Raw genomic sequence first — 18,444 nt, forward strand, 5'->3', positions numbered from 1 at the left:
GAGCCGGAAGGCTGAAGCGAGCCCGCCCCGGAACCCCGAACGAGCCGGAAGGCTGGAGCGAGCCCGGCGTCAAGCCCCGGACGGGCTGGGGTGCCCCAGGTGTCGTCGAACAAAATCAAGTTCCAGTCGGACCTGCTTGATGCGTTCGTCGACCACCAGCGAGCCGTGGCCCGCTTCGTAGCGGTAGACCTCGTGGGGAGCTTCGCGGGACTCCAGGCGGGTGATGTAGTTGTCGATCTGGCGGATCGGGCAGCGGGGGTCGTTGACGCCCGCCGCGATGTAGACAGGGGCCTTCACCGCGTCCACGTACGTCAGCGGGGACGAGGCCTCGTAGCGCTCGGGGACCTCCTCGGGCGTGCCGCCGAGGAGCGTGCGGTCCATCGCCTTCAGGTTCTCCATCTCGTCGTGGTAGGCGGTCACGTAGTCCGCGACCGGGACCGAGGCCAGGCCGAGGGCCCAGGAACCGGGCTGGGTGCCGAGGCCGAGCAGGGTCAGATAGCCGCCCCAGGACGCGCCCGCGAGGATCAGCCGTGCGGGATCGGCCAGGCCCGAGGTCACGGCCCATTCGCGGACCGCCGCGATGTCCTCCAGCTCGATCAGACCCACGCGGTGCTTGAGCGCGTCGGTCCACTCGCGGCCATATCCCGTCGAGCCCCGGTAGTTGACCCGGACCACCGCATAGCCGTGGTCCACCCAGGCCGCCGGGCCCGCGGCGAAGGCATCGCTGTCGTGCCAGGTCGGGCCGCCGTGGATGTCGAAGACGGTCGGGAAGGGGCCCTCGCCGGCCGGGCGCTGGACGAGGGCGTGGATCCGGCCGCCGGGCCCGTCGACCCAGACGTCCTCGACCGGGACCGAGCCGGGCGCCTTGAGACCCGGCGGGTCGAGCACCACCTCGCCGGTGGTGGAGCGGACCTGCGGCGGGACGGCCGCCGAGGACCAGAGATACTCGACCGTCCCGTCGGGGCGCGCCGTCGCGCCGCCCACGGAACCGGGCGGGGTGTCGATCCGGACCAGTTCGCGCGAGCCCAGGTCGAAGCGGAACAGCTCGCTGCGGGCCTCGAAGCTGTGCCCGACGAGGAGCCCGGAGCCGTCCGGATACCATTCGGCGCTCACATCGCCGGGCAGGTCGAGGCGCAGCTCGGTCTGCTCGCCCGTGGCCACGTCCCAGATCAGCGGTTCCCAGCGGCCGCGGCGCTGATGCCCGACGAGGAGGCGGGTGTCCCCGTCGACGGGCGCGAAGCCGAGGACCTCCAGGCCGAGCTCCAGCGTGCCGCCCTCGGAGTCGTCGAGCTCGGCCACCTTCGTGCCGTCGAGCCGCACGATCCGCAGCGCGGCGTGCATCGCATCGCCGTGCTCGGTGTGCTCGATGGCGAGCAGCGAGCCGTCGTGCGACAGATCGCCCACGCCGGCCGACTCCTGGTGCCGGTAGATCTCGGTGGGCGCTCCCCCGTCCCGTACGACATGGAGGCTCGAACCCTCCTCGTCGGTCGAGCGGCCCACGACCACCACCGAACCGTCGCGGCTGATGGCCAGGCCCGCCGGATAGGAGGGGGCGAGGCCGGGCACGGCCGGTTCGTCCGCGCCGCCGGTGAAGGGCTGGCGCATCCAAACGCCGAACTCGTCCCCGTCCGTGTCCGCGAACCACCAGACCGCCTCGCCGTCCGGGGTGAGCACGCCGTCCGTCGTGCCGTTGGGACGGTCGGTGACCTGGCGCTGCTCGCCGCTGTCGCGGTCCCAGGCGTACAGCTCGTACGTCCCGGTCGCGTTCGAGACGAAAAGCGAACGCTCCGGGGCGTCCTCGGCCCACTCGGGCAGCGAGACCCGCGGGGCGCGGAAGCGCTGTTCCCAGGCGGGCGGCGGCCCGACGTCAGCAGCGGAGGAAGGGGGAGGAGAGGAAGGAGAGGGTGCGGAAGAAGGGGCGGTGCGGGACTCGTCGTTCATGGGGTCCATGAAAGCGGATGCCGACGGAGCGCGCGGCGGCCTGTGGACAAGTTGTCCACAGGCCGGGCCGCGTTGTCAGTGGCGGCGTGCAGACTGCGGGCATGACTTCATCGCACGCACCGCACAGGACAACTTCACCGCACACGCTGCGCAGGACGGTCGAGGCCTACTGGGCGTCGGCCGATGCCCGCGACTGGGCGGCGTTCGGCGAGACGCTCGCGGACGGCGTCGTGTACGAGATGCCGCAGTCCCGTGAGCGGATACGCGGCAAGGACCGCTTCCTGCAGTTCAACCGGGAGTATCCGGGCGACTGGCGGGTGCGGGTGCTGCGGATCGTCGCGGAGGGCGACGAGGCCGTCAGCTGGATCCAGGTGACGCAGGGACTCGACCAGATGTTCGCGGTCAACCTGTTCACCGCCGACGAGAAAGGACGCATCAAGGCCATCACGGACTTCTGGCCGGAGCCCTACGAGCCGCCGTTCGGCCGCGAGCACCTGACGGAGCGCTATTGATGCGGCCTGCCGACCGGCTGCCGAGCCGACTGCCGAGCGGTCTCCTGCCGTCTGCCCTGCCGCCCCGCCTTCAGCCTGCCCGGCCGCCCGCCGACCACCCGCCCTACTGGCTCGGCGGCACGTCCAACAGCACCTTCGTCCGGTAGATCGTGCCCGCGCAGGCGTTGGGGATCGTCGTCACCACGGTCGGTGTCCCGGGGTCGGCCGTGTGCGTGATCGAGACGCTGCCGCCCGAGGGCTCCTCGTCCTCGGAACCGAGCTGTGTCTTTGTGTCCGAGCCGGTCTGCACCGAGCCGGAGTCGCCCGTGCTGCCGCCCTCGCCACCGTTGTTCGGGGTGGGCGAGGGGTCCGGTGAGGGCTTGGCGGTGGGGCAGGCGGCCGAGGGCACCCAGGCGAACCGGACGGCATAGGACTGGCCGGGCTTGAGCACGACGGGCGTCGGCTCAGTGACCGGCGGGGGCAGCCCTTCCGCGGGGTCGCCCGCCACATGCTCCACCACGCTGATCTTGGACGCCTGGGCGGCGCCCTGGGCCGCGAAGGTCACGCTGCCGGGGCCGGCGACCGTGCAGTCCGCATCGGAGGTGTTGGCGACCTTGAAGGCTCCGTAGACCTTGCCGTCGGGCTGCGCCTCACCGGTCTCGACGGTGGAATCGGCGAGCATCGACGCATCGCAGTTCGGCGCGCCGGAGGGCACCTCCTCGGTCGGACTCGCGCTGACACCGCTCGACTCGGTCGCGCCCTCGCCGGGCTCCTGCCGGCCCGCGCCCTGCTCCTCGTCGGTGCCGCTGCCCGCGCCGGACCCCTGGCCGCCCTGGGCGCCCTCGGAGTCACCGGTCAGGTCGGTGCCCTTCTCGCCCGGCCAGAGGGAGGAGTCACCGGCGCTCGAAAGGTTGTCGTTGGCGGCCGGTGAGGTGGCGATCTGGAAGACGGCCGGTACGGCGGTGCCGATGAGCAGTGCCGCCGCCGCCATGCCGACGACGGCCCGGCGCTTGCGGGCGCGGCGTGCCGGCACGGCGCGGTGCAGCTTGGCGAGCGCGTCCTCGGAGGGGTTCATGTCCTGGACGGCGCCCCGCATCAGGCGACGCAGTGCGAGCTCGTCGGCGTCGAGGCCCAGGTCCGCGTCCGGTCCGAGGTCCGGGCGGAAGTCCGCGTCCGGTCCCAGGCCCGTCCCGGGCCACGGGCCCGCTTCGTCCTGACCGCGCCGGTCCGGGCCGTACTCGGGGCCGCTCGCGCCGTTCACCGTTCCGTACCCACCATGCTCCTGATGCTGCCCCCGCCGGTCCCGCAGGCCCTGCTGATCCCGCTGATCCCGCTGTCCCTCGCCGCCCGGCCGGGACGGCCCGTTCCCGTCATGCCCTGCCCAGGACGGCCCATGCTCCCCGCGCTCGGGCCCGGGAACACCGTCGTCGCCCCGGTGCGCGCTCATGCGGACCCCTCCATGGCGGCACGCAGCGCGGCGATACCGCGGGAGCCGTAGGCCTTGACCGAACCGAGCGATATGCCGAGGGTCTCGGCGACCTGTGCCTCGGTCATGTCGGAGAAGTAGCGCAGGACGAGGACCTCGCGCTGGCGCCGCTGCAGCCCGCGCATCGCCTTGATGAGGGCATCCCGCTCCAGCTGGTCATAGGCCCCCTCCTCCGCGCTCGCCATGTCCGGCATCGGCTTCGACAGCAGCTTGAGGCCCAGGATGCGGCGGCGCAGCGCGCTGCGCGAGAGGTTCACGACGGTCTGGCGCAGATACGCGAGGGTCTTCTCGGGGTCGCGCACCCGCTTGCGCGCGGAGTGCACGCGGATGAACGCCTCCTGGACCACGTCCTCGCAGGAGGCGGTGTCGTCCAGGAGCAGCGCCGCGAGCCCGAGCAGGGAGCGGTAGTGCTGCCGGTAGGTCTCGGTGAGGTGGTCGACGGTGGTGCCCGCGGCGGTGGTGTCGGTGCCCGCAGCCATGACGCCGTCAGCGCCGTCGCGCTGGCTGGGTATGCGGGCGGGCCGCGTTGCCGACACGGGGGCGATCACCGGCATACCGGTGTTGCCGCTGCGTGTCCTGGGCGGACCGCCGGGCACGGCAGGCCGCGCGGGCTGCCGCCGGGTCCGCGCCCCCGGAAGGGCCATGGAGAACTCGAGTACCTCTGCCACGCCTGTTGGACACGCTTCCCCCCGTCAGGGTTGTACGTGTGTGGCATCACGTTTGTGGCGGATTTTGCCCATGACGCGGTGTCGGATGCCGTCATACGTACCAGCTCTTCCCCTATACCCCATTACTGCGGCGCTCGAAGAGGGCGTCGGCAAAGACGCAGCCCGCCGTGCGCCTGGTTGCACACGGGCAGGGCCGAGCCGCCACCACCCCTCGGATCACCGCCGAGCAGCCCGGCTCCGCACCGGGCGATCCCGTCCGACCGGACCGGATCGGTGATCCACACAACCAACTTACACAGAAGTCATCCCGCCCGAGGAAGGCTTTGGCCGCGCCGGTCCGCCCCTCGATCCGGGCATTTGGCCCCCATACGGGAGCACCGGATGAACACCCCGGTTCACCCGTGCAAACGGAAATTACGGACAGTCGCCACCCCGCGGAAGCGGGATCAACCGGACCATTCCTCGGCGATCAGCTCCGCGATCTGCGCCACGTTGAGCGCCGATCCCTTGCGTAGATTGTCCCCGCAGACGAAGAACTCCAGCGCGTGCGGATCGTCGAGCGAGCGCCGCACCCGCCCCACCCAGGTCGGATCGGTGCCCACCACGTCCGCGGGCGTGAGGAACTCACCGGCCGCCGGATCGTCGAAGACGACGACACCCGGTGAGGTCGAGAGGATCTCGTAGGACCGCTCCACGGTGATCTCGTTCTCGAAGCGCGCGTGCACGGCGAGCGAGTGCGTGGTGATGACCGGCACCCGTACACAGGTGGCGCTGACCTTGAGGTCCGGACGGTCCAGGATCTTCCGGGACTCGTTTCGGATCTTCATCTCCTCGGAGGACCAGCCGCCCTCCGCGGGCGCGCCCACCCAGGGCAGCACATTGAGCGCGATCGGCTCCGGGAAGGGCCCGGTGGCGTCCCCGACCGCCCGGCGCACGTCCCCGGGCGCGGTGCCCAGATCCGTTCCGGCGACCAGCTTGGTCTGCTCGCGCAGCGCCTCGACGCCGGCGAGCCCGGCGCCGCTGACGGCCTGGTACGAGGAGACCACCAGCTCACGGAGCCCGAACTCGGCGTGCAGCGCGCCCACCGAGACGATCATCGACAGGGTGGTGCAGTTCGGTACGGCGACGATGCCGCGCGGCCGTACCCGTACGGCGTGCGGATTGACCTCGGGCACCACGAGCGGCACGTCCGGGTCCATCCGGAAGGCCGCCGAGTTGTCCACGACCACCGCACCCTTGGCCGCCGCGATCGGCGCCCACCGGTCGGCGACCTCGTCCGGGACGTCGAACAGCGCGATGTCCACGCCCTCGAAGGAATCCTCCGTCAGAGCGTGGACCTCGACCTCCTCGCCGCGCACGGCCAACCGACGGCCGGCCGAGCGCGGGGAGGCGATCAGACGGATCTCGCCCCAGATGTCCGCATGCTGGGACAGGATCTGGAGCAGGACCGTGCCGACGGCGCCGGTCGCCCCGACCACGGCGAGGGTCGGGGCGTCGCGCGTCATCGGGTCCGGCCTCCGCGCACCGGGCCGGACGCCCGGTACATCGCGGCCTTCATCGCCCGGTGCCTCCGTAGACCACGGCCTCGTCGGACTCGCTGTCCAGGCCGAAGGAGGTGTGGACGGCGCGGACCGCCTCGTGGACGTCGTCCTCGCGGGTGACCACCGAGATACGGATCTCCGAGGTGGAGATCAGCTCGATGTTGACGCTCGCGTCGGAGAGCGCCTCGAAGAACTGGGCGGTGACGCCCGGGTTGGTCTTCATGCCCGCGCCGACCAGGGAGATCTTGGCGATCTGGTCGTCGTAGCGCAGCGAGTCGTAGCCGACCTGCGACTTGACCTTCTCCAGGGCGGCGGTGGCCTTCTTGCCCTCGGACTTCGGCAGCGTGAAGGAGATGTCGGTCAGGCCGGTGGAGGCCGCCGACACGTTCTGCACGATCATGTCGATGTTGATCTCGGCCTCGGCCACGGCACGGAAGATGTGCGCGGCCTCGCCCGGCTTGTCGGGAACGCCGACGACGGTGACCTTCGCCTCGGAGACGTCGTGTGCGACTCCGGAGATGATCGCGTGCTCCACCTGCTCGCCTCCTTGCTTGACCAGCGGTTCGTTGCTGACCCACGTACCGGGCAGGCCCGAGAAGGAGCTGCGTACGTGGATCGGGATGTTGTAGCGGCGCGCGTACTCGACGCAGCGGTGCAGCAGCACCTTGGAGCCGGACGCGGCCAGCTCCAGCATGTCCTCGAAGGAGATCCAGTCGATCTTCTTCGCCTTCTTGACGACACGCGGGTCGGCGGTGAACACGCCGTCGACGTCGGTGTAGATCTCGCAGACGTCCGCGTCGAGCGCGGCGGCGAGGGCGACGGCGGTGGTGTCGGAGCCGCCGCGGCCGAGGGTGGTGATGTCCTTCTCGTCCTGGCTCACACCCTGGAAACCGGCGACGATGGCGATGTTGCCCTCGTCCACCGAGGTGCGGATCCGGCCCGGCGTGACATCGATGATGCGGGCTTTGTTGTGGACCGAGTCGGTGATGACACCTGCCTGGCTGCCGGTGAACGACTGGGCCTCGTGGCCCAGGTTTTTGATCGCCATGGCAAGGAGGGCCATGGAGATACGCTCTCCCGCGGTCAACAGCATGTCGAGCTCGCGGCCGGCAGGGATCGGGGAAACCTGCTCGGCGAGATCGATCAGCTCGTCCGTCGTGTCGCCCATCGCGGAAACCACGGCCACGACCTGATGGCCGTTCCTCTTGGCTTCCACGATCCGCTTGGCGACGCGCTTGATGCCTTCGGCATCGGCTACGGAGGAGCCTCCGTACTTCTGCACGACAAGGCTCACGTGCGCTCCTCGCTCAGTCCATAGTGGTCGAATCAGTTTAACGAGCGGGCGGCCGGGGCCCCGCGGTAACCGCATCGTGAGATGTCCCGCTCACGCCGCGATCGGCCGGGCCCCGGCCCGCTCCGGAAGGACGCCTGCCCTCCGGTTGCCCGGAACACTCGGAAAAGTGTCCTGGTTCACAGATTCCGCGCCCCGCGGCGGCGGCCACGACGAAATCCGCAGCCCCACCCCCGGGCCGTACGGCCCCGCAGGCCCCCCGCAGGCCCCCCACAGGCCCCCGCAGGCCCCGGGCCGACGCCCCTCGGACGCCCGTTGACGCCCCTGCGTAGTCGGTATAAAACTGTCCGTCGTCGCTGCCACACCAGGGGCACAAGGCCCCATGGGACTAGCAACGGCCAAAGGATTCACCTCAGTTGACAGCTGCGACCGTTCTTGAGCTCCAGCCGTTCACGAAGCGCGATCCGCTGAGTCCCGCGGCGCGCGCATTCCGGGCCGATCCCTACACCCCGCACTGCCGGGTGATCCGTGACGACGGCGATCACGCCGTCATCGGGGTCTCCCCCGGCAACAGCTACTTCTCCGCCCAGCGCATCCATGACCTGGCCCGCTGGGGCCTCGCCTGCTTCGAGCAGGTCGACTTCGTCTATACGGACCTGTACGTCGCCGAGATGTACGAGGCCTTCGGTTACCCACCCGACGAGGCCCGCCGCAAATACGTGAAGAACCTGCGCGGCGTACGGGCCAAGGTGAACAACGCCGTCGAAGCCCTCGACCCCGAGGGCCTGCGGCTGCGCGGCCGCCCCATGTCCTCCTTCGCGGACAACCCCGCGTACCGGGACATCCACAGCCACCTGGAAGCGCGCCTCGCCCACGACGACGACTTCCGCAGCACCTGCGATGCCCTCGTCGACGGCTTCCTGTCCTCCAAGGTCCTGGGCGGCGGCCGCGCCACCGAGGAACAGCGCGCGGTCTGCCTGCGCTACGTGTGCGCCGAGGCCCCGCTGTTCCTGGACACGCCCGCCATCCTGGGCGTCCCCTCCTCGCTCAACTGCTACCACCAGCTCCTGCCGATGGCCGAGCTGCTCTACTCGCGCGGCCACGGGCTGCGCGCCTCCCGCAACCAGGGGCACGCGATCATCACGCCCGCGGATCCCGCCGAGCGCGCCGAGCACGCCCAGCACGAGCGGCCCGCCGAGCCCGCCGAGCCCGCCGAGTCCGCCGAAGGAGCCGATCGCCGATGACCGCAGAAGCACTCGCACCGCCCGTGACCGACTTGATCGACTTCCCCTTCTCCGCACGCGGCGACCGGCTCCCGCACCAGGTCGAGGAGCTGCGGGAACACACCCCCGTCCGCCGGGTCCGCACCATCGCCGGTGACGAGGCCTGGCTGGTCTCCTCGTACGCCCTGTGCAAGCAGGTCCTGGAGGACCGGCGCTTCAGCCTCAAGGAGACCTCGGCGCCCGGCGTGCCACGGCAGTACGCGCTGACGATCCCGCCCGAGGTCGTCAACAACATGGGCAACATCACCGGCGCCGGGCTGCGCAAGGCCGTGCTCAAGGCCCTCAACCCGAAGGCGCCGGGCCTGCAGGACTTCCTGCGTTCCTACGCGACCGACCTGCTCGGACCGCTCACGGCCGAGGGCGCCCCGGCCGATCTGCGGGAGCAGTTCACCGACCCTTACTCCGCCGGCATGCACTGCCACATCCTCGGTATCCCGCCCGCGGACGGCGCGAAGCTGATGCGCAGCCTGCACATCGCGTTCATGAACTCGGCCTGCCCCGTCACGGGCGCCAGGCTCAACTGGGACCGCGACATGGCGTACATGGTCGAACGGCTCGACGACCCGGCGACCACCGGTCTGATGGCCGAGCTCGCGGCGCTGCGCGAGGACCCTCAGTACGCGCACCTCACCGACGAGATGCTGGCGACCGTCGGCGTCACGATGTTCGGCGCGGGCGTCATCTCCACCGCCGGCTTCCTCACCATGGCCGTCGTCTCGCTCTTCCAGCATCCACAGCTGTGGACAGAGCTGCGCGAGGACCGCACGAAGATCCCCGCGGCCGTGGACGAGCTGCTGCGGATCAACCTGTCGATCGCGGACGGGCTGCCGCGGCTCGCCACCGAGGACATACAGGTCGGCGAGGTGCTCGTACGCAAGGGCGAGCTGGTCCTCGTACTGCCGGAGGGCGCCAACTTCGATCCGGAGGCCTTCGCCGAACCGCAGAACGTCGACCTGGAGCGGCCGAACAACGCTCAGCACCTGTCGTTCGGCGGCGGACAGCACTACTGCCCGGCGACCGCGCTCGGCAAGAAGCACGCCGAGATCGCCATCGAGGCGCTCCTCGACCACACGCCGGAGCTGCGGCTCGCCGTGCCGATGGAGCAGCTGGTGTGGCGCACGGGGTTCATGAAGCGGCTGCCGGAACGGCTGCCGGTGATGTGGTGAGGCTCGGATGACGTGTCCGAGGCCGGTGGGGCGGTCCCTCACCGGCCTCGGACACGCACGGAGCGCGTACCTGCGTATGCCCTACGCGGCCGACTGCTGCCCCACGCGGGCGACTGCTGCCCCAGGCGGGCGACTGCCGCACTGCGCAGGCGGCTGCCGCACTACGCAGGCGACTGCTTGACCGTGCCCAGGCCCAGCGGGCCCGCGAGCTCCTGAGCCATCACCTTGCCCGCCTCCTCCGCAAGCGCGTCCTCGCCGAGGTCCTGGTCCGTGTCCAGGCCGTCCAGCTCCTCAAGCGGCTGGTTGAGGCGGACATGCGCGACCAGGGACTGCAGGGCGCGCAGCGAGGCGGAGGCCGTGGCGCCCCAGTTGGAGAAGTAGGAGAACTGCCACCACCACAGCGCCTCGGTGGTGCGGCCCGCGCGGTAGTGCGCCATGCCGTGCCGCAGATCGGTGATCACATCCGCGAGATCATCGGAGATGCGGGCGGCCACCGGGGCCTTGCGCGGCTCGTACGGATCGAAGACCTCGGAGTAGACGTCCACCGGGTCGAGCATCGCGGCCAGCCGCTCGCGCAGGTCGTCGACGTCCGGCTCCGGGCCGAGATCCGGCTCGTAGCGCTCCTCGGGGACGATGTCCTCGTGCGCGCCGAGGCGGCCGCCGGCCAGCAGCAGCTGGGAGACCTCCAGGAGCAGGAACGGGACCGCCGAGTCCGGCTCGTCGCCCTTGGCGACCTCGGTCACGGCGACGATGAACGACTCGACCTGGTCGGCGATCTGGACCGCGAAGTCATCGGGGTTCTGCGCGACGGCGTGCGGCAGTACGCGGCCGGCCGCCGGTTCAGAGGACGACGAGGACATAGCGAGTTCAACCTCCCATGGTTGCGCCATGCTGAGGCGCCGTAACGTCACCGAACATCCCGTACAGCTCGTACAGCTCGTAGAGCTCGTGGATCAACTCAGACATCGAGGAGTCTCCTCCCCTCGAAGGCCCGGCCGAGGGTGACCTCGTCCGCGTACTCCAGATCGCCGCCGACCGGGAGCCCGCTCGCCAGCCGGGTCACCTTCAGACCCATCGGCTTGATCATGCGGGCCAGATACGTGGCCGTGGCCTCGCCCTCGAGATTCGGGTCCGTGGCGAGGATCAGCTCGTTGACCGTGCCGTCCGCGAGCCGCGCGAGCAGCTCACGGATCCGCAGATCATCCGGGCCGACGCCCTCGATCGGGCTGATCGCGCCGCCGAGCACGTGGTAGCGGCCGCGGAACTCACGCGTCCGCTCGATCGCCACGACGTCCTTCGGCTCCTCGACCACGCAGATCACCGCGGGGTCGCGGCGCTGGTCACGGCAGATCCCGCACTGCTCCTGCTGCGCGACATTGCCGCACACCGCGCAGAACCGGACCTTGTCCTTGACCTCGAGCAGCGCGTGCGCGAGCCGCCGCACATCCGCCGGCTCGGCCTGCAGGATGTGGAAAGCTATCCGCTGCGCGCTCTTGGGACCGACGCCGGGCAACCTGCCCAGTTCGTCGATGAGGTCCTGGACCACGCCTTCGTACAACGGACTGCCTTCCTCGGTCAGGCTCTGGATGCCTGGTACGTACGGTAGTTGGTGCGCCCCACCCGCAGAAGGCCCGCTGCCGACTGTCACTTGGACGGCGCACCGTGTTCACCGGGCCGCTGAGCGGGTGTCCGGCTAGAACGGCATCCCGGGGATGCCGCTGCCGCCGCCGAGGCCCTGTGCGAGCGGGCCGAGCTTCTGCTGCTGCAGCGTCTGCGCATTCTCGTTCGCGGCCTGGACCGCCGCCACGACCAGGTCCGCGAGGGTCTCCGTGTCCTCCGGATCCACCGCCTTCGGGTCGATCACCAGGGAGCGCAGCTCACCGGAACCGGTGACGGTCGCCTTCACCAGGCCGCCGCCCGCCTGCCCGTCGACCTCGGTCCGCGCGAGCTCCTCCTGCGCCTCGGCCAGGTCCTGCTGCATCTTCTGGGCCTGCTGGAGCAGCTGCTGCATATTGGGCTGGCCACCACCGGGAATCACGATCGGCTCCTGCTTCCTCTGGTCCTGTTCCGACGTCTCCCCACGAGCCTACGTGCTCCCCGCGCACCCTGCCCCGACACTCTTTCGAGTGATGGAATCCAGCCCCATACCTGATGAACGGCCCCTTACGGGCGGAATACCCTCCGGAACGCCCCCATGCCCACCCATTGGGCGGTAGGAAGATGCCTGCACAGCTGTCCCAGCCGTACCGATACGCAAAGGGAGTGCCGGTGTGAGCCAGCCGGGGATGCAGCCCGAGATCCCGCCGCCGGGCGGGCCGGACGAGGGCGCGGCCGCATGGGATGCCCAGCGCGCGGGGCCGGAGAAGGGGCCGCAGGGGAGGCCGGAGCAGAAACCCGCAGCAAAGTCGCAGGACCTCACCGGACGACCGATCCCGCTCGGCGACTGGGGCGAGCCCGCCGAACGGCTCGACGAGCTGTACCGCTGGGTCGAGGACGGGGCGCTGGCCACCGCGTCCTGGTACCTCACCGACCGCGGCTTCAAGCGCCGCGGAGCGCGCGCCCTGCGCATCGGCGCGGCCCTCGGCGCGGTCGCCGGGGCGGCCCTGCCCCTCCTCGACCTCACCTCGGCGGTCACGGGCGCCGCGCCCTGGGGCTATCTCTGTCTCCTCCTCGCCATCGCCTGCATCGCCTGCGACCGCTACTTCGGCCTCACCTCCGGCTGGATAAGGGACATGGCCACGGCCCAGGCCGTACAGCGCCGCCTCCAGGCCCTCCAGTTCGACTGGGCCTCGGAGTCCGTACGGGAGGTCCTCGGCCCCACCGAGGGCACGGCGGGCGAGGCGGCGGAACGCTGCCTGGGCGTCCTGCGCCGCTTCTCGGAGGACATCACGGAGATCGTCCGCGCGGAGACCGCGAACTGGATGCTCGAATTCCACTCGGGCCACGCCCCCCTTCTCCTCCAGTCGGCGGCCCCCTCGGCTCCGCGCCCGGAGTACCCGGCCCCGACCCGTATCCCTCTCCCCCCGGGCACCCGCCCGAACATGCCCCGCCAGCGACCGCCTGAGGCGCGCTGAGGCCGAAGGCCTCTCCCGCCACGCCTGAGAGCGTGTCGCAACAGCTTCCGAGAGCAGCCGCGGATCCGCTGCATTCCACTCGGCCGGCCCCCGGCTTCAAGGATCCACGCCCGGCGGCAGCGCCCCTCTGCGGATCTTCCCCGTTACCGCAATGCGATCCGACCGGGCTTTCCGGCATGCTTCATGCCGGGACGTGTCAACACGACAGGGGGATTCGGTGGGCGAGCGGCTCAGGCTCAAGGTTCTCGGGCCCTTGACAGCAACGGTGTCAGGGCGCGAGATCCAGGTAGGAGGAGCGAGACAGCGCGTCATTCTGTCGCTGCTCGCGCTCAATCCGGGGCACGTGGTCCCCGTCGACCTGCTGGTCGACGTGGTCTGGGGCAGCAGGCCGCCGGCGACGGCACGGACCCAGGTCGCCATCTGCATCGCGGCACTGCGCAAGACATTAAGGAACGAGGGCGTCACCGAAGACGTGATCGTCACCGCCCACCCCGGCTACCGGCTCGACGACTCCGTCTGCGCACTGGACTGGGTCGAATTCACCGAGGCGGTGGCCGAGGCCGAGGAATGCGCCAGGCAGGGGAGGCTGCCCGAGGCGGCGCACCGGTACGCCCAGGCCTTCCTCATGTGGCGCGGGCCCGCCCTCGCCGGCGTGGCCGGGCAGCCCATCGAGGACGAAGCGGCCCGCCTCGAGGAACGCAGACTCACCGCCTTCGACGGTTCGACCGAGGTACAGCTGTCACTCGGCAACCACCAGGAGATCGTCTCCGAACTGACCGGTGCCGTACGGGACTACCCGCTGCGCGAGCGCACGCTCGGGCATCTGATGCTGGCCCTGCACCGTTCGGGGCGGCGGGCCGAGGCACTGGACACCTATCGCGGGGTGCGCAAGCAGTTCATCGACGAGCTGGGCATCGAGCCGGGCCCCGAACTGCAGAGCCTGCACGACGCGATGCTCAGGGACGATCCCTCGCTGGACCCCGCCCGGCCCGGGCGGGAACCACTGCACGAGGCGGCCCCCGCAAAGGCCGCGGGCCCGGCCGGTTCGCCGACCGTCCTGATACCGTCCGAACTCCCGCCGGACGTGGCCGCGTTCATCGGCCGGGAGGACGAGCTCCGCGATCTCGGCCATCTGGTGCCCGAGGAGCACGCGGGCGGCGCGGGCCCACGGATCGGGCTGATCACGGGAGTCGCCGGAGTCGGCAAGACCGGGCTCGCGGTGCACTGGGCCCACCGGGTGCAGGACCGTTTCCCCGACGGTCTGCTCTACGCCGAACTGCGCGGCTACGACGGCCATCACACCCCGATCGACCCGGCGGAGGTCCTCGGCCGGTTCCTGCGGTCGCTCGGCGTGCCCGGCGAGGAGATCCCGCCGGGCATCGAAGAACGTACGGCCCTGTACCGTTCACTGCTCGCTCCGCGCAAGGTGCTCGTCCTGCTGGACAACGTACGCAGCTACCCGCAGATCAAGGATCTGCTGCCGGGATCCGGCGAGTCCTGTGTCGTGGTGACCAGCCGCGAACAACTGGAGGAGCTGGTCACCTGGCCGCCGCAGGCACGGGTGCATCTGGGGCTGCTCAGCGAGCAGCAGGCCACGGAACTGCTCGCCGCCGTCGTCGGATCCCGGATCACCGCGCGTCTGCCGGAGGCCAAGGCGCTGGCCGGCCTGTGCGACCGGCTGCCGCTCGCGCTGCGGATCGCGGCGGCCCGCCTCGCCTCCAAGCCGCACTGGACGCTGCGGCACATGGTGACGCGGCTGCGCGACGAGCGGCGCCGGCTCGACGAGCTGAGCCAGGGCGAGAACCAGGTACGCGCCAGCCTGGAGCTGAGCCACCGCTTCCTCTCCGCCGACGCGGCCACCCTCTACCGCAGGCTCGGCCTGTTCAACGCGCCGGACTTCGCCTCCTGGACGGCGGCCGCGCTCCTCGGCATCGAGCCGGTGGCGGCCGAACGTCTCGTCGAGCAGCTCGTCGACGCACAGTTCCTGGAGGCGGTCGGTTTCGACGCCACCGGCCATATGCGCTACCGGCTGCAGAACCTGCTGAGGCTGTACGCGAATGAACGCGCCGCCGAGGAGGAGAGCCCCGAGGAGCGGCTCGCGGCCCGCGAACGACTCTTCCGCACCTATCTCACCCTCGCCGGCGAGGCGCACCGGCGCGAATACGGCGGTGACTTCAGCGTGCTGCACGGTTCCACGGAGCGGCGTCCACTGCCCCGTGACCTGGTCGACGAGCTGCTCGTCTCACCGCTGGAGTGGTTCGCGGCGGAGCGGCTCTCGCTGCGCGCGGTCGTCCACCAGGGCGCCGAGCTCGGCATGGACGAGCTGGTGTGGGACCTGACGGTGTCCAGTTCCGTCCTGTTCGAGACCCGGAACTACATCGATGACTGGCGGTGGTGCGCCGAACGGGCCCTCGATGCAGCGCGGGCCGCCGGTAACATGCGCGGCCAGGCCGCCATGCTCACCGACCTGGGCGCGGTCGCACTGCGGCTGCGGGACCTGCCGCGCACCGCGGCCCTGCTCGAGGAGGCCCTCACCCTGCATCTGGAGGTCGGCGAACGGCATGGCGAGGCACTGACGCTCCGGCATTTCGCCATCCACGACCGGATGCTGGGCGACCTGGACAAGGCCAGGGAGCGGCTCACCGTGGCGCGCGGGATCTTCCGCGAGGTCTGTGATCTGTCGTCGCAAGCCCATGTGATGAACAATCTGGCGCAGATCGAACTCGACCTGGGCAGGCCGGAGAAGGCGCGGGAGATCAGCCTCGCGGCCGTGCGGATCTCGGAGAGCATCGGACGCGGCGGCGCGCGCGGCGTGGCCCAGAGCACTCACCGGCTCGCCCGCGCCCAACTCGCCCTGGGGCAGACGGAGGAGGCCGAGGTGGCGTTCCAGCGAGTGGTGCGCATCGTGAAGGAGAAGTCCGACATGGTGGGCCTCGCGCACGCGCTGCTCGGACTGGGCGAGGCCAGGCTTGCCGCGGGCCGGTCCCGGCAGGGCGTCGACACCCTCACCGACGCCCTGGACATCGCCTCCCGGCTGAACAGCCCACTCGTCGAAGGGCAGATCAACCTCGCACTCGGCGAGGCGCTCGCCACGCTCGGACTGCCGGGCGCCGCAGCTCATCTGCGGGCGGCGGACACGCTGTTCGTCCAGGTGGGGGCCAGACCGTGGGAGGCACGGGCGGAGAAAGCGATCGACACCCTGAACGCGTAGTGCCGCCGCGGGCGGCTTCCGGTTTTCCCCCATGGCCCGGGGAAGGGGGCGCCGGTAGCGTTCCGGTGTCGGGCGGTGTGCGCTCCGGTGGAGGAGGTATGAACCATGGATGCCACAGCCGGTGCCGTCATCGCGGCAGCCGTCATGCTCAGCTCGACGATGCTCGTCGTGGGAGCAGTGTGCTGGATGTCCACGGGGCATACGCGACGCAGGCACGCGGAAGTGGAGAGACTGGCGGGCGAGCAGGACGCGCTCAGGGCCGAGGTCGCCGAGGTCGCCGAGCGGGTGCGGGCCATTCAGCGCCTCCTCGAGGACCCGGTCGAGCCATGATGGTGATCATGTCTCGCGCGCGTCCGCGCTGACCGGCCTCCCCTCGTGGCGTGGTGCCGTCGGCGCGGCCGCGGCCCCCGCACGGCAGCGCCCGTACCGGCCACCGGACAGGTGACGGGTACGGGCGCTGCGGCGTGTCCGGCGTCAGACGTCGCGCCGCTTGAACAGCACCGAGGCCAGGGCGAGTACCGCCACGCTCCACAGGGCGCAGACGCCGAGACCCAGCCAGGGGGTGAGCACCGCGTCCGGGTCCGGATGAGCGAAGACGATCAACTGCCCGGCGTTGGAGGGCAGATAGGCTGCCGCCGCCTGGCCGCCCGAGGCGGGGAGGCTTCCCGCCAGCGGCGCAAGGACCAGCAGGAAGCCGAGGACCCCGGCGACCGCTCCCGCCGTGTGCCGCACCAGTGCGCCGATGCCCAGCGCGAACAGGCCCATTGCGGCGAGGAACAGACCACTGCCGAGGACCACCCGCAGAACCTCCGGGTCGCCGAGCGCCACCGGGGCGTGCTCCTGCAGGATCGCAGACCCGGCAAAGAACGAGGCGAGCGCGGTGAGTTCTCCGGCGGCCAGGGTCAGCAGGCCGAAGGCGGCCGCCTTCGCGGCCAGTACGGGCGTGCGCCTGGGCACGGCGAGGACGCTGGCGCGGATCGTACTGCTGGAGTACTCGCTCGTGATGACCAGCACGCCCAGCACGCACACGATGAGCTCAGCAACACCGAAGGCGCTGAAGATGGTGGCCAGGGGGTCCGCCGTGACCTTGGCGCGGGACTCGCCCGAGGCGGAGTCCCAGCCGGCCACGGTGACGGCGCTCGCCGCCACCGCCGCGCCCACCGACGCCACCAGCATGAGCAGCAGGGCCCAGAGGGTGGAACGAACCGAGACGATCTTGACCCATTCGGCGCGCAGCAGCCCGAGGAAGCCACCGCCCACGGAGCTACGGGATACGAGGGAACGGGTGGACGATGTGTCTGCGACCACGGTGGTCATGCTGCGCTCCTGTCGGTGAGAGAGGACGAACCGGCGGACGACGCCGCCTCGACGGGGCCGCCGTACTCAACGCTCGCACCCGTCATCCGCATGAACGCGTCCTCCAGCGAGGCCCGCTGCGGGGTGAGTTCATGGACGATGATCCGTTCCGCCGCGGCCAGCTCGGCGAGCCGTGCCGCCTCGATGCCGCTGACGGTGAGCCGGTCGGGCCCCGCCTCGCCGACGCTCGCCCCCGCGTCGGCGGCGACAGCCGCGAGACGCAGCGCGTCGGGCGTACGCACCAGGACCGAATCCTGGGACGAGTTGCGTTCGATGAACTCCTCGACCGGGCAGTCGGCGAGCAGGCTGCCACGGCCGATGACGATGAGATGGTCGGCGGTCACGGCCATCTCGTTCATCAGATGGCTGGAGACGAGGACCGTACGTCCCTCGTCCGCGAGGGACTTCATCAGGTTGCGGATCCACAGCACGCCCTCCGGGTCGAGGCCGTTGACCGGCTCGTCGAGGACGAGGATCTGCGGATCGCCGAGCAGAGCGGCGGCGATGCCCAGGCGCTGCGCCATGCCGAGGGAGAAGCCGCCCACCCGGGCGCTGCGCACCTCGGTCAGGCCCACACGCTCAAGGACCTCGTCGACACGGCGCGCGGGCAGTCCCTGGGTGTGCGCGAGGAAGCGCAGGTGGTGGTGGGCGCTGCGTCCCTTGTGGAAAGCGCGCGCGTCGAGGAGCGCGCCGACGGTGCGCAGCGGGTCCCGCAGCTCGCCGTAGGGACGGCCGCCGATGGTGGCGGTGCCGCTGTCGGGACGGTCGAGACCGAGCAGGAGCCGCATCGTGGTCGACTTGCCCGCGCCGTTGGGGCCGAGGAATCCGGTCACCTTGCCGCTGGGCACCGTGAAGGTGAGGTCACGGACGGCGGTTCTGGCGCCGTAGCGTTTGGTCAGGTTGCGGGCCGCGACCTCGGGGGGTGATACGGGCATC

16 protein-coding genes are annotated in these 18,444 nt (G+C 70.9%); 6 read left to right on the forward strand and 10 right to left on the reverse strand.

The features are described from left to right. Positions 1 to 69 precede the first annotated feature (69 nt). Positions 70 to 1,941, reverse strand: coding sequence for a S9 family peptidase (locus tag ACLF6P_RS00770; RefSeq protein ID WP_415947298.1), 1,872 nt, complete (start codon positions 1,939 to 1,941; stop codon positions 70 to 72). Between the two features lie 101 nt (positions 1,942 to 2,042). Here ACLF6P_RS00770 and ACLF6P_RS00775 point away from each other — a divergent pair, with 101 nt between their 5' ends. Continuing rightward, positions 2,043 to 2,453 carry a nuclear transport factor 2 family protein gene (locus ACLF6P_RS00775; protein ID WP_415947299.1) on the forward strand — a complete coding sequence of 137 codons (411 nt, stop codon included), beginning with the start codon at positions 2,043 to 2,045 and terminating at the stop codon, positions 2,451 to 2,453. Between the two features lie 103 nt (positions 2,454 to 2,556). On the opposite strand, the gene ACLF6P_RS00780 is transcribed toward ACLF6P_RS00775, so the two are convergent. From ACLF6P_RS00780 to ACLF6P_RS00795, 4 genes are all read right to left on the reverse strand, one after another. Continuing rightward, on the reverse strand, positions 2,557 to 3,879 hold the full coding sequence (locus tag ACLF6P_RS00780) for a hypothetical protein (RefSeq protein WP_415947300.1): 1,323 nt from the start codon (positions 3,877 to 3,879) through the stop codon (positions 2,557 to 2,559). Beyond that, a complete protein-coding gene (locus ACLF6P_RS00785; protein ID WP_415947301.1) occupies positions 3,876 to 4,586 on the reverse strand; it encodes a SigE family RNA polymerase sigma factor in 711 nt (236 codons plus the stop codon). Before ACLF6P_RS00785 ends, ACLF6P_RS00780 begins: the two co-directional genes overlap by 4 nt. A gap of 446 nt (positions 4,587 to 5,032) precedes the next feature. After that, entirely contained in the window at positions 5,033 to 6,091 is a 1,059-nt protein-coding gene (locus tag ACLF6P_RS00790; RefSeq protein WP_415947302.1) for an aspartate-semialdehyde dehydrogenase, read from the reverse strand. Positions 6,092 to 6,140: 49 nt separating this feature from the next. Then, the gene (locus ACLF6P_RS00795; protein ID WP_415947303.1) at positions 6,141 to 7,421 is read right to left on the reverse strand and encodes an aspartate kinase; all 1,281 of its coding nucleotides are present in this window, start codon (positions 7,419 to 7,421) and stop codon (positions 6,141 to 6,143) included. A gap of 413 nt (positions 7,422 to 7,834) precedes the next feature. On the opposite strand from ACLF6P_RS00795, the gene ACLF6P_RS00800 reads away from it, so the two are divergent. Both ACLF6P_RS00800 and ACLF6P_RS00805 read left to right on the forward strand, forming a co-directional pair. Next, positions 7,835 to 8,662: a cyclodityrosine synthase gene (locus ACLF6P_RS00800; protein WP_415947304.1), complete on the forward strand. Its 828-nt coding sequence runs from the start codon at positions 7,835 to 7,837 to the stop codon at positions 8,660 to 8,662. Then, positions 8,659 to 9,867 (forward strand): cytochrome P450, encoded by a 1,209-nt coding sequence (locus ACLF6P_RS00805; protein ID WP_415947305.1) that lies wholly within the window; start codon positions 8,659 to 8,661, stop codon positions 9,865 to 9,867. The genes ACLF6P_RS00800 and ACLF6P_RS00805 overlap by 4 nt, the downstream gene beginning before the upstream one ends. Before the next feature lie 161 nt (positions 9,868 to 10,028). Here the strand turns inward: ACLF6P_RS00805 and ACLF6P_RS00810 are convergent, their stop codons facing one another. The 3 genes from ACLF6P_RS00810 to ACLF6P_RS00820 form a co-directional block, all read right to left on the reverse strand. After that, positions 10,029 to 10,727: a DUF5063 domain-containing protein gene (locus ACLF6P_RS00810; RefSeq protein WP_415947306.1), complete on the reverse strand. Its 699-nt coding sequence runs from the start codon at positions 10,725 to 10,727 to the stop codon at positions 10,029 to 10,031. Positions 10,728 to 10,825: 98 nt separating this feature from the next. Beyond that, positions 10,826 to 11,425 carry a recombination mediator RecR gene (gene recR / locus ACLF6P_RS00815; protein WP_415947307.1) on the reverse strand — a complete coding sequence of 200 codons (600 nt, stop codon included), beginning with the start codon at positions 11,423 to 11,425 and terminating at the stop codon, positions 10,826 to 10,828. A gap of 135 nt (positions 11,426 to 11,560) precedes the next feature. Then, a complete protein-coding gene (locus tag ACLF6P_RS00820) occupies positions 11,561 to 11,905 on the reverse strand; it encodes a YbaB/EbfC family nucleoid-associated protein (protein ID WP_415947308.1) in 345 nt (114 codons plus the stop codon). A gap of 232 nt (positions 11,906 to 12,137) precedes the next feature. On the opposite strand from ACLF6P_RS00820, the gene ACLF6P_RS00825 reads away from it, so the two are divergent. The 3 genes from ACLF6P_RS00825 to ACLF6P_RS00835 all read left to right on the forward strand — a co-directional run bounded on the left by ACLF6P_RS00825 (position 12,138) and on the right by ACLF6P_RS00835 (position 16,482). Then, positions 12,138 to 12,941 carry an SLATT domain-containing protein gene (locus ACLF6P_RS00825; RefSeq protein ID WP_415947309.1) on the forward strand — a complete coding sequence of 268 codons (804 nt, stop codon included), beginning with the start codon at positions 12,138 to 12,140 and terminating at the stop codon, positions 12,939 to 12,941. Positions 12,942 to 13,194: 253 nt separating this feature from the next. Further along, a complete protein-coding gene (locus ACLF6P_RS00830; protein ID WP_415947310.1) occupies positions 13,195 to 16,152 on the forward strand; it encodes an AfsR/SARP family transcriptional regulator in 2,958 nt (985 codons plus the stop codon). Between the two features lie 105 nt (positions 16,153 to 16,257). After that, entirely contained in the window at positions 16,258 to 16,482 is a 225-nt protein-coding gene (locus ACLF6P_RS00835) for a hypothetical protein (protein WP_415947311.1), read from the forward strand. Between the two features lie 144 nt (positions 16,483 to 16,626). Here the strand turns inward: ACLF6P_RS00835 and ACLF6P_RS00840 are convergent, their stop codons facing one another. Further along, positions 16,627 to 17,469, reverse strand: coding sequence for an ABC transporter permease (locus ACLF6P_RS00840; RefSeq protein WP_415947312.1), 843 nt, complete (start codon positions 17,467 to 17,469; stop codon positions 16,627 to 16,629). After that, positions 17,466 to 18,443: an ABC transporter ATP-binding protein gene (locus tag ACLF6P_RS00845; protein WP_415947313.1), complete on the reverse strand. Its 978-nt coding sequence runs from the start codon at positions 18,441 to 18,443 to the stop codon at positions 17,466 to 17,468. Before ACLF6P_RS00845 ends, ACLF6P_RS00840 begins: the two co-directional genes overlap by 4 nt. Position 18,444: the final 1 nt, after the last annotated feature.

It is taken from the genome of Streptomyces lothianensis (genome assembly GCF_047779955.1).
In the GTDB taxonomy this organism is placed as follows: domain Bacteria; phylum Actinomycetota; class Actinomycetes; order Streptomycetales; family Streptomycetaceae; genus Streptomyces.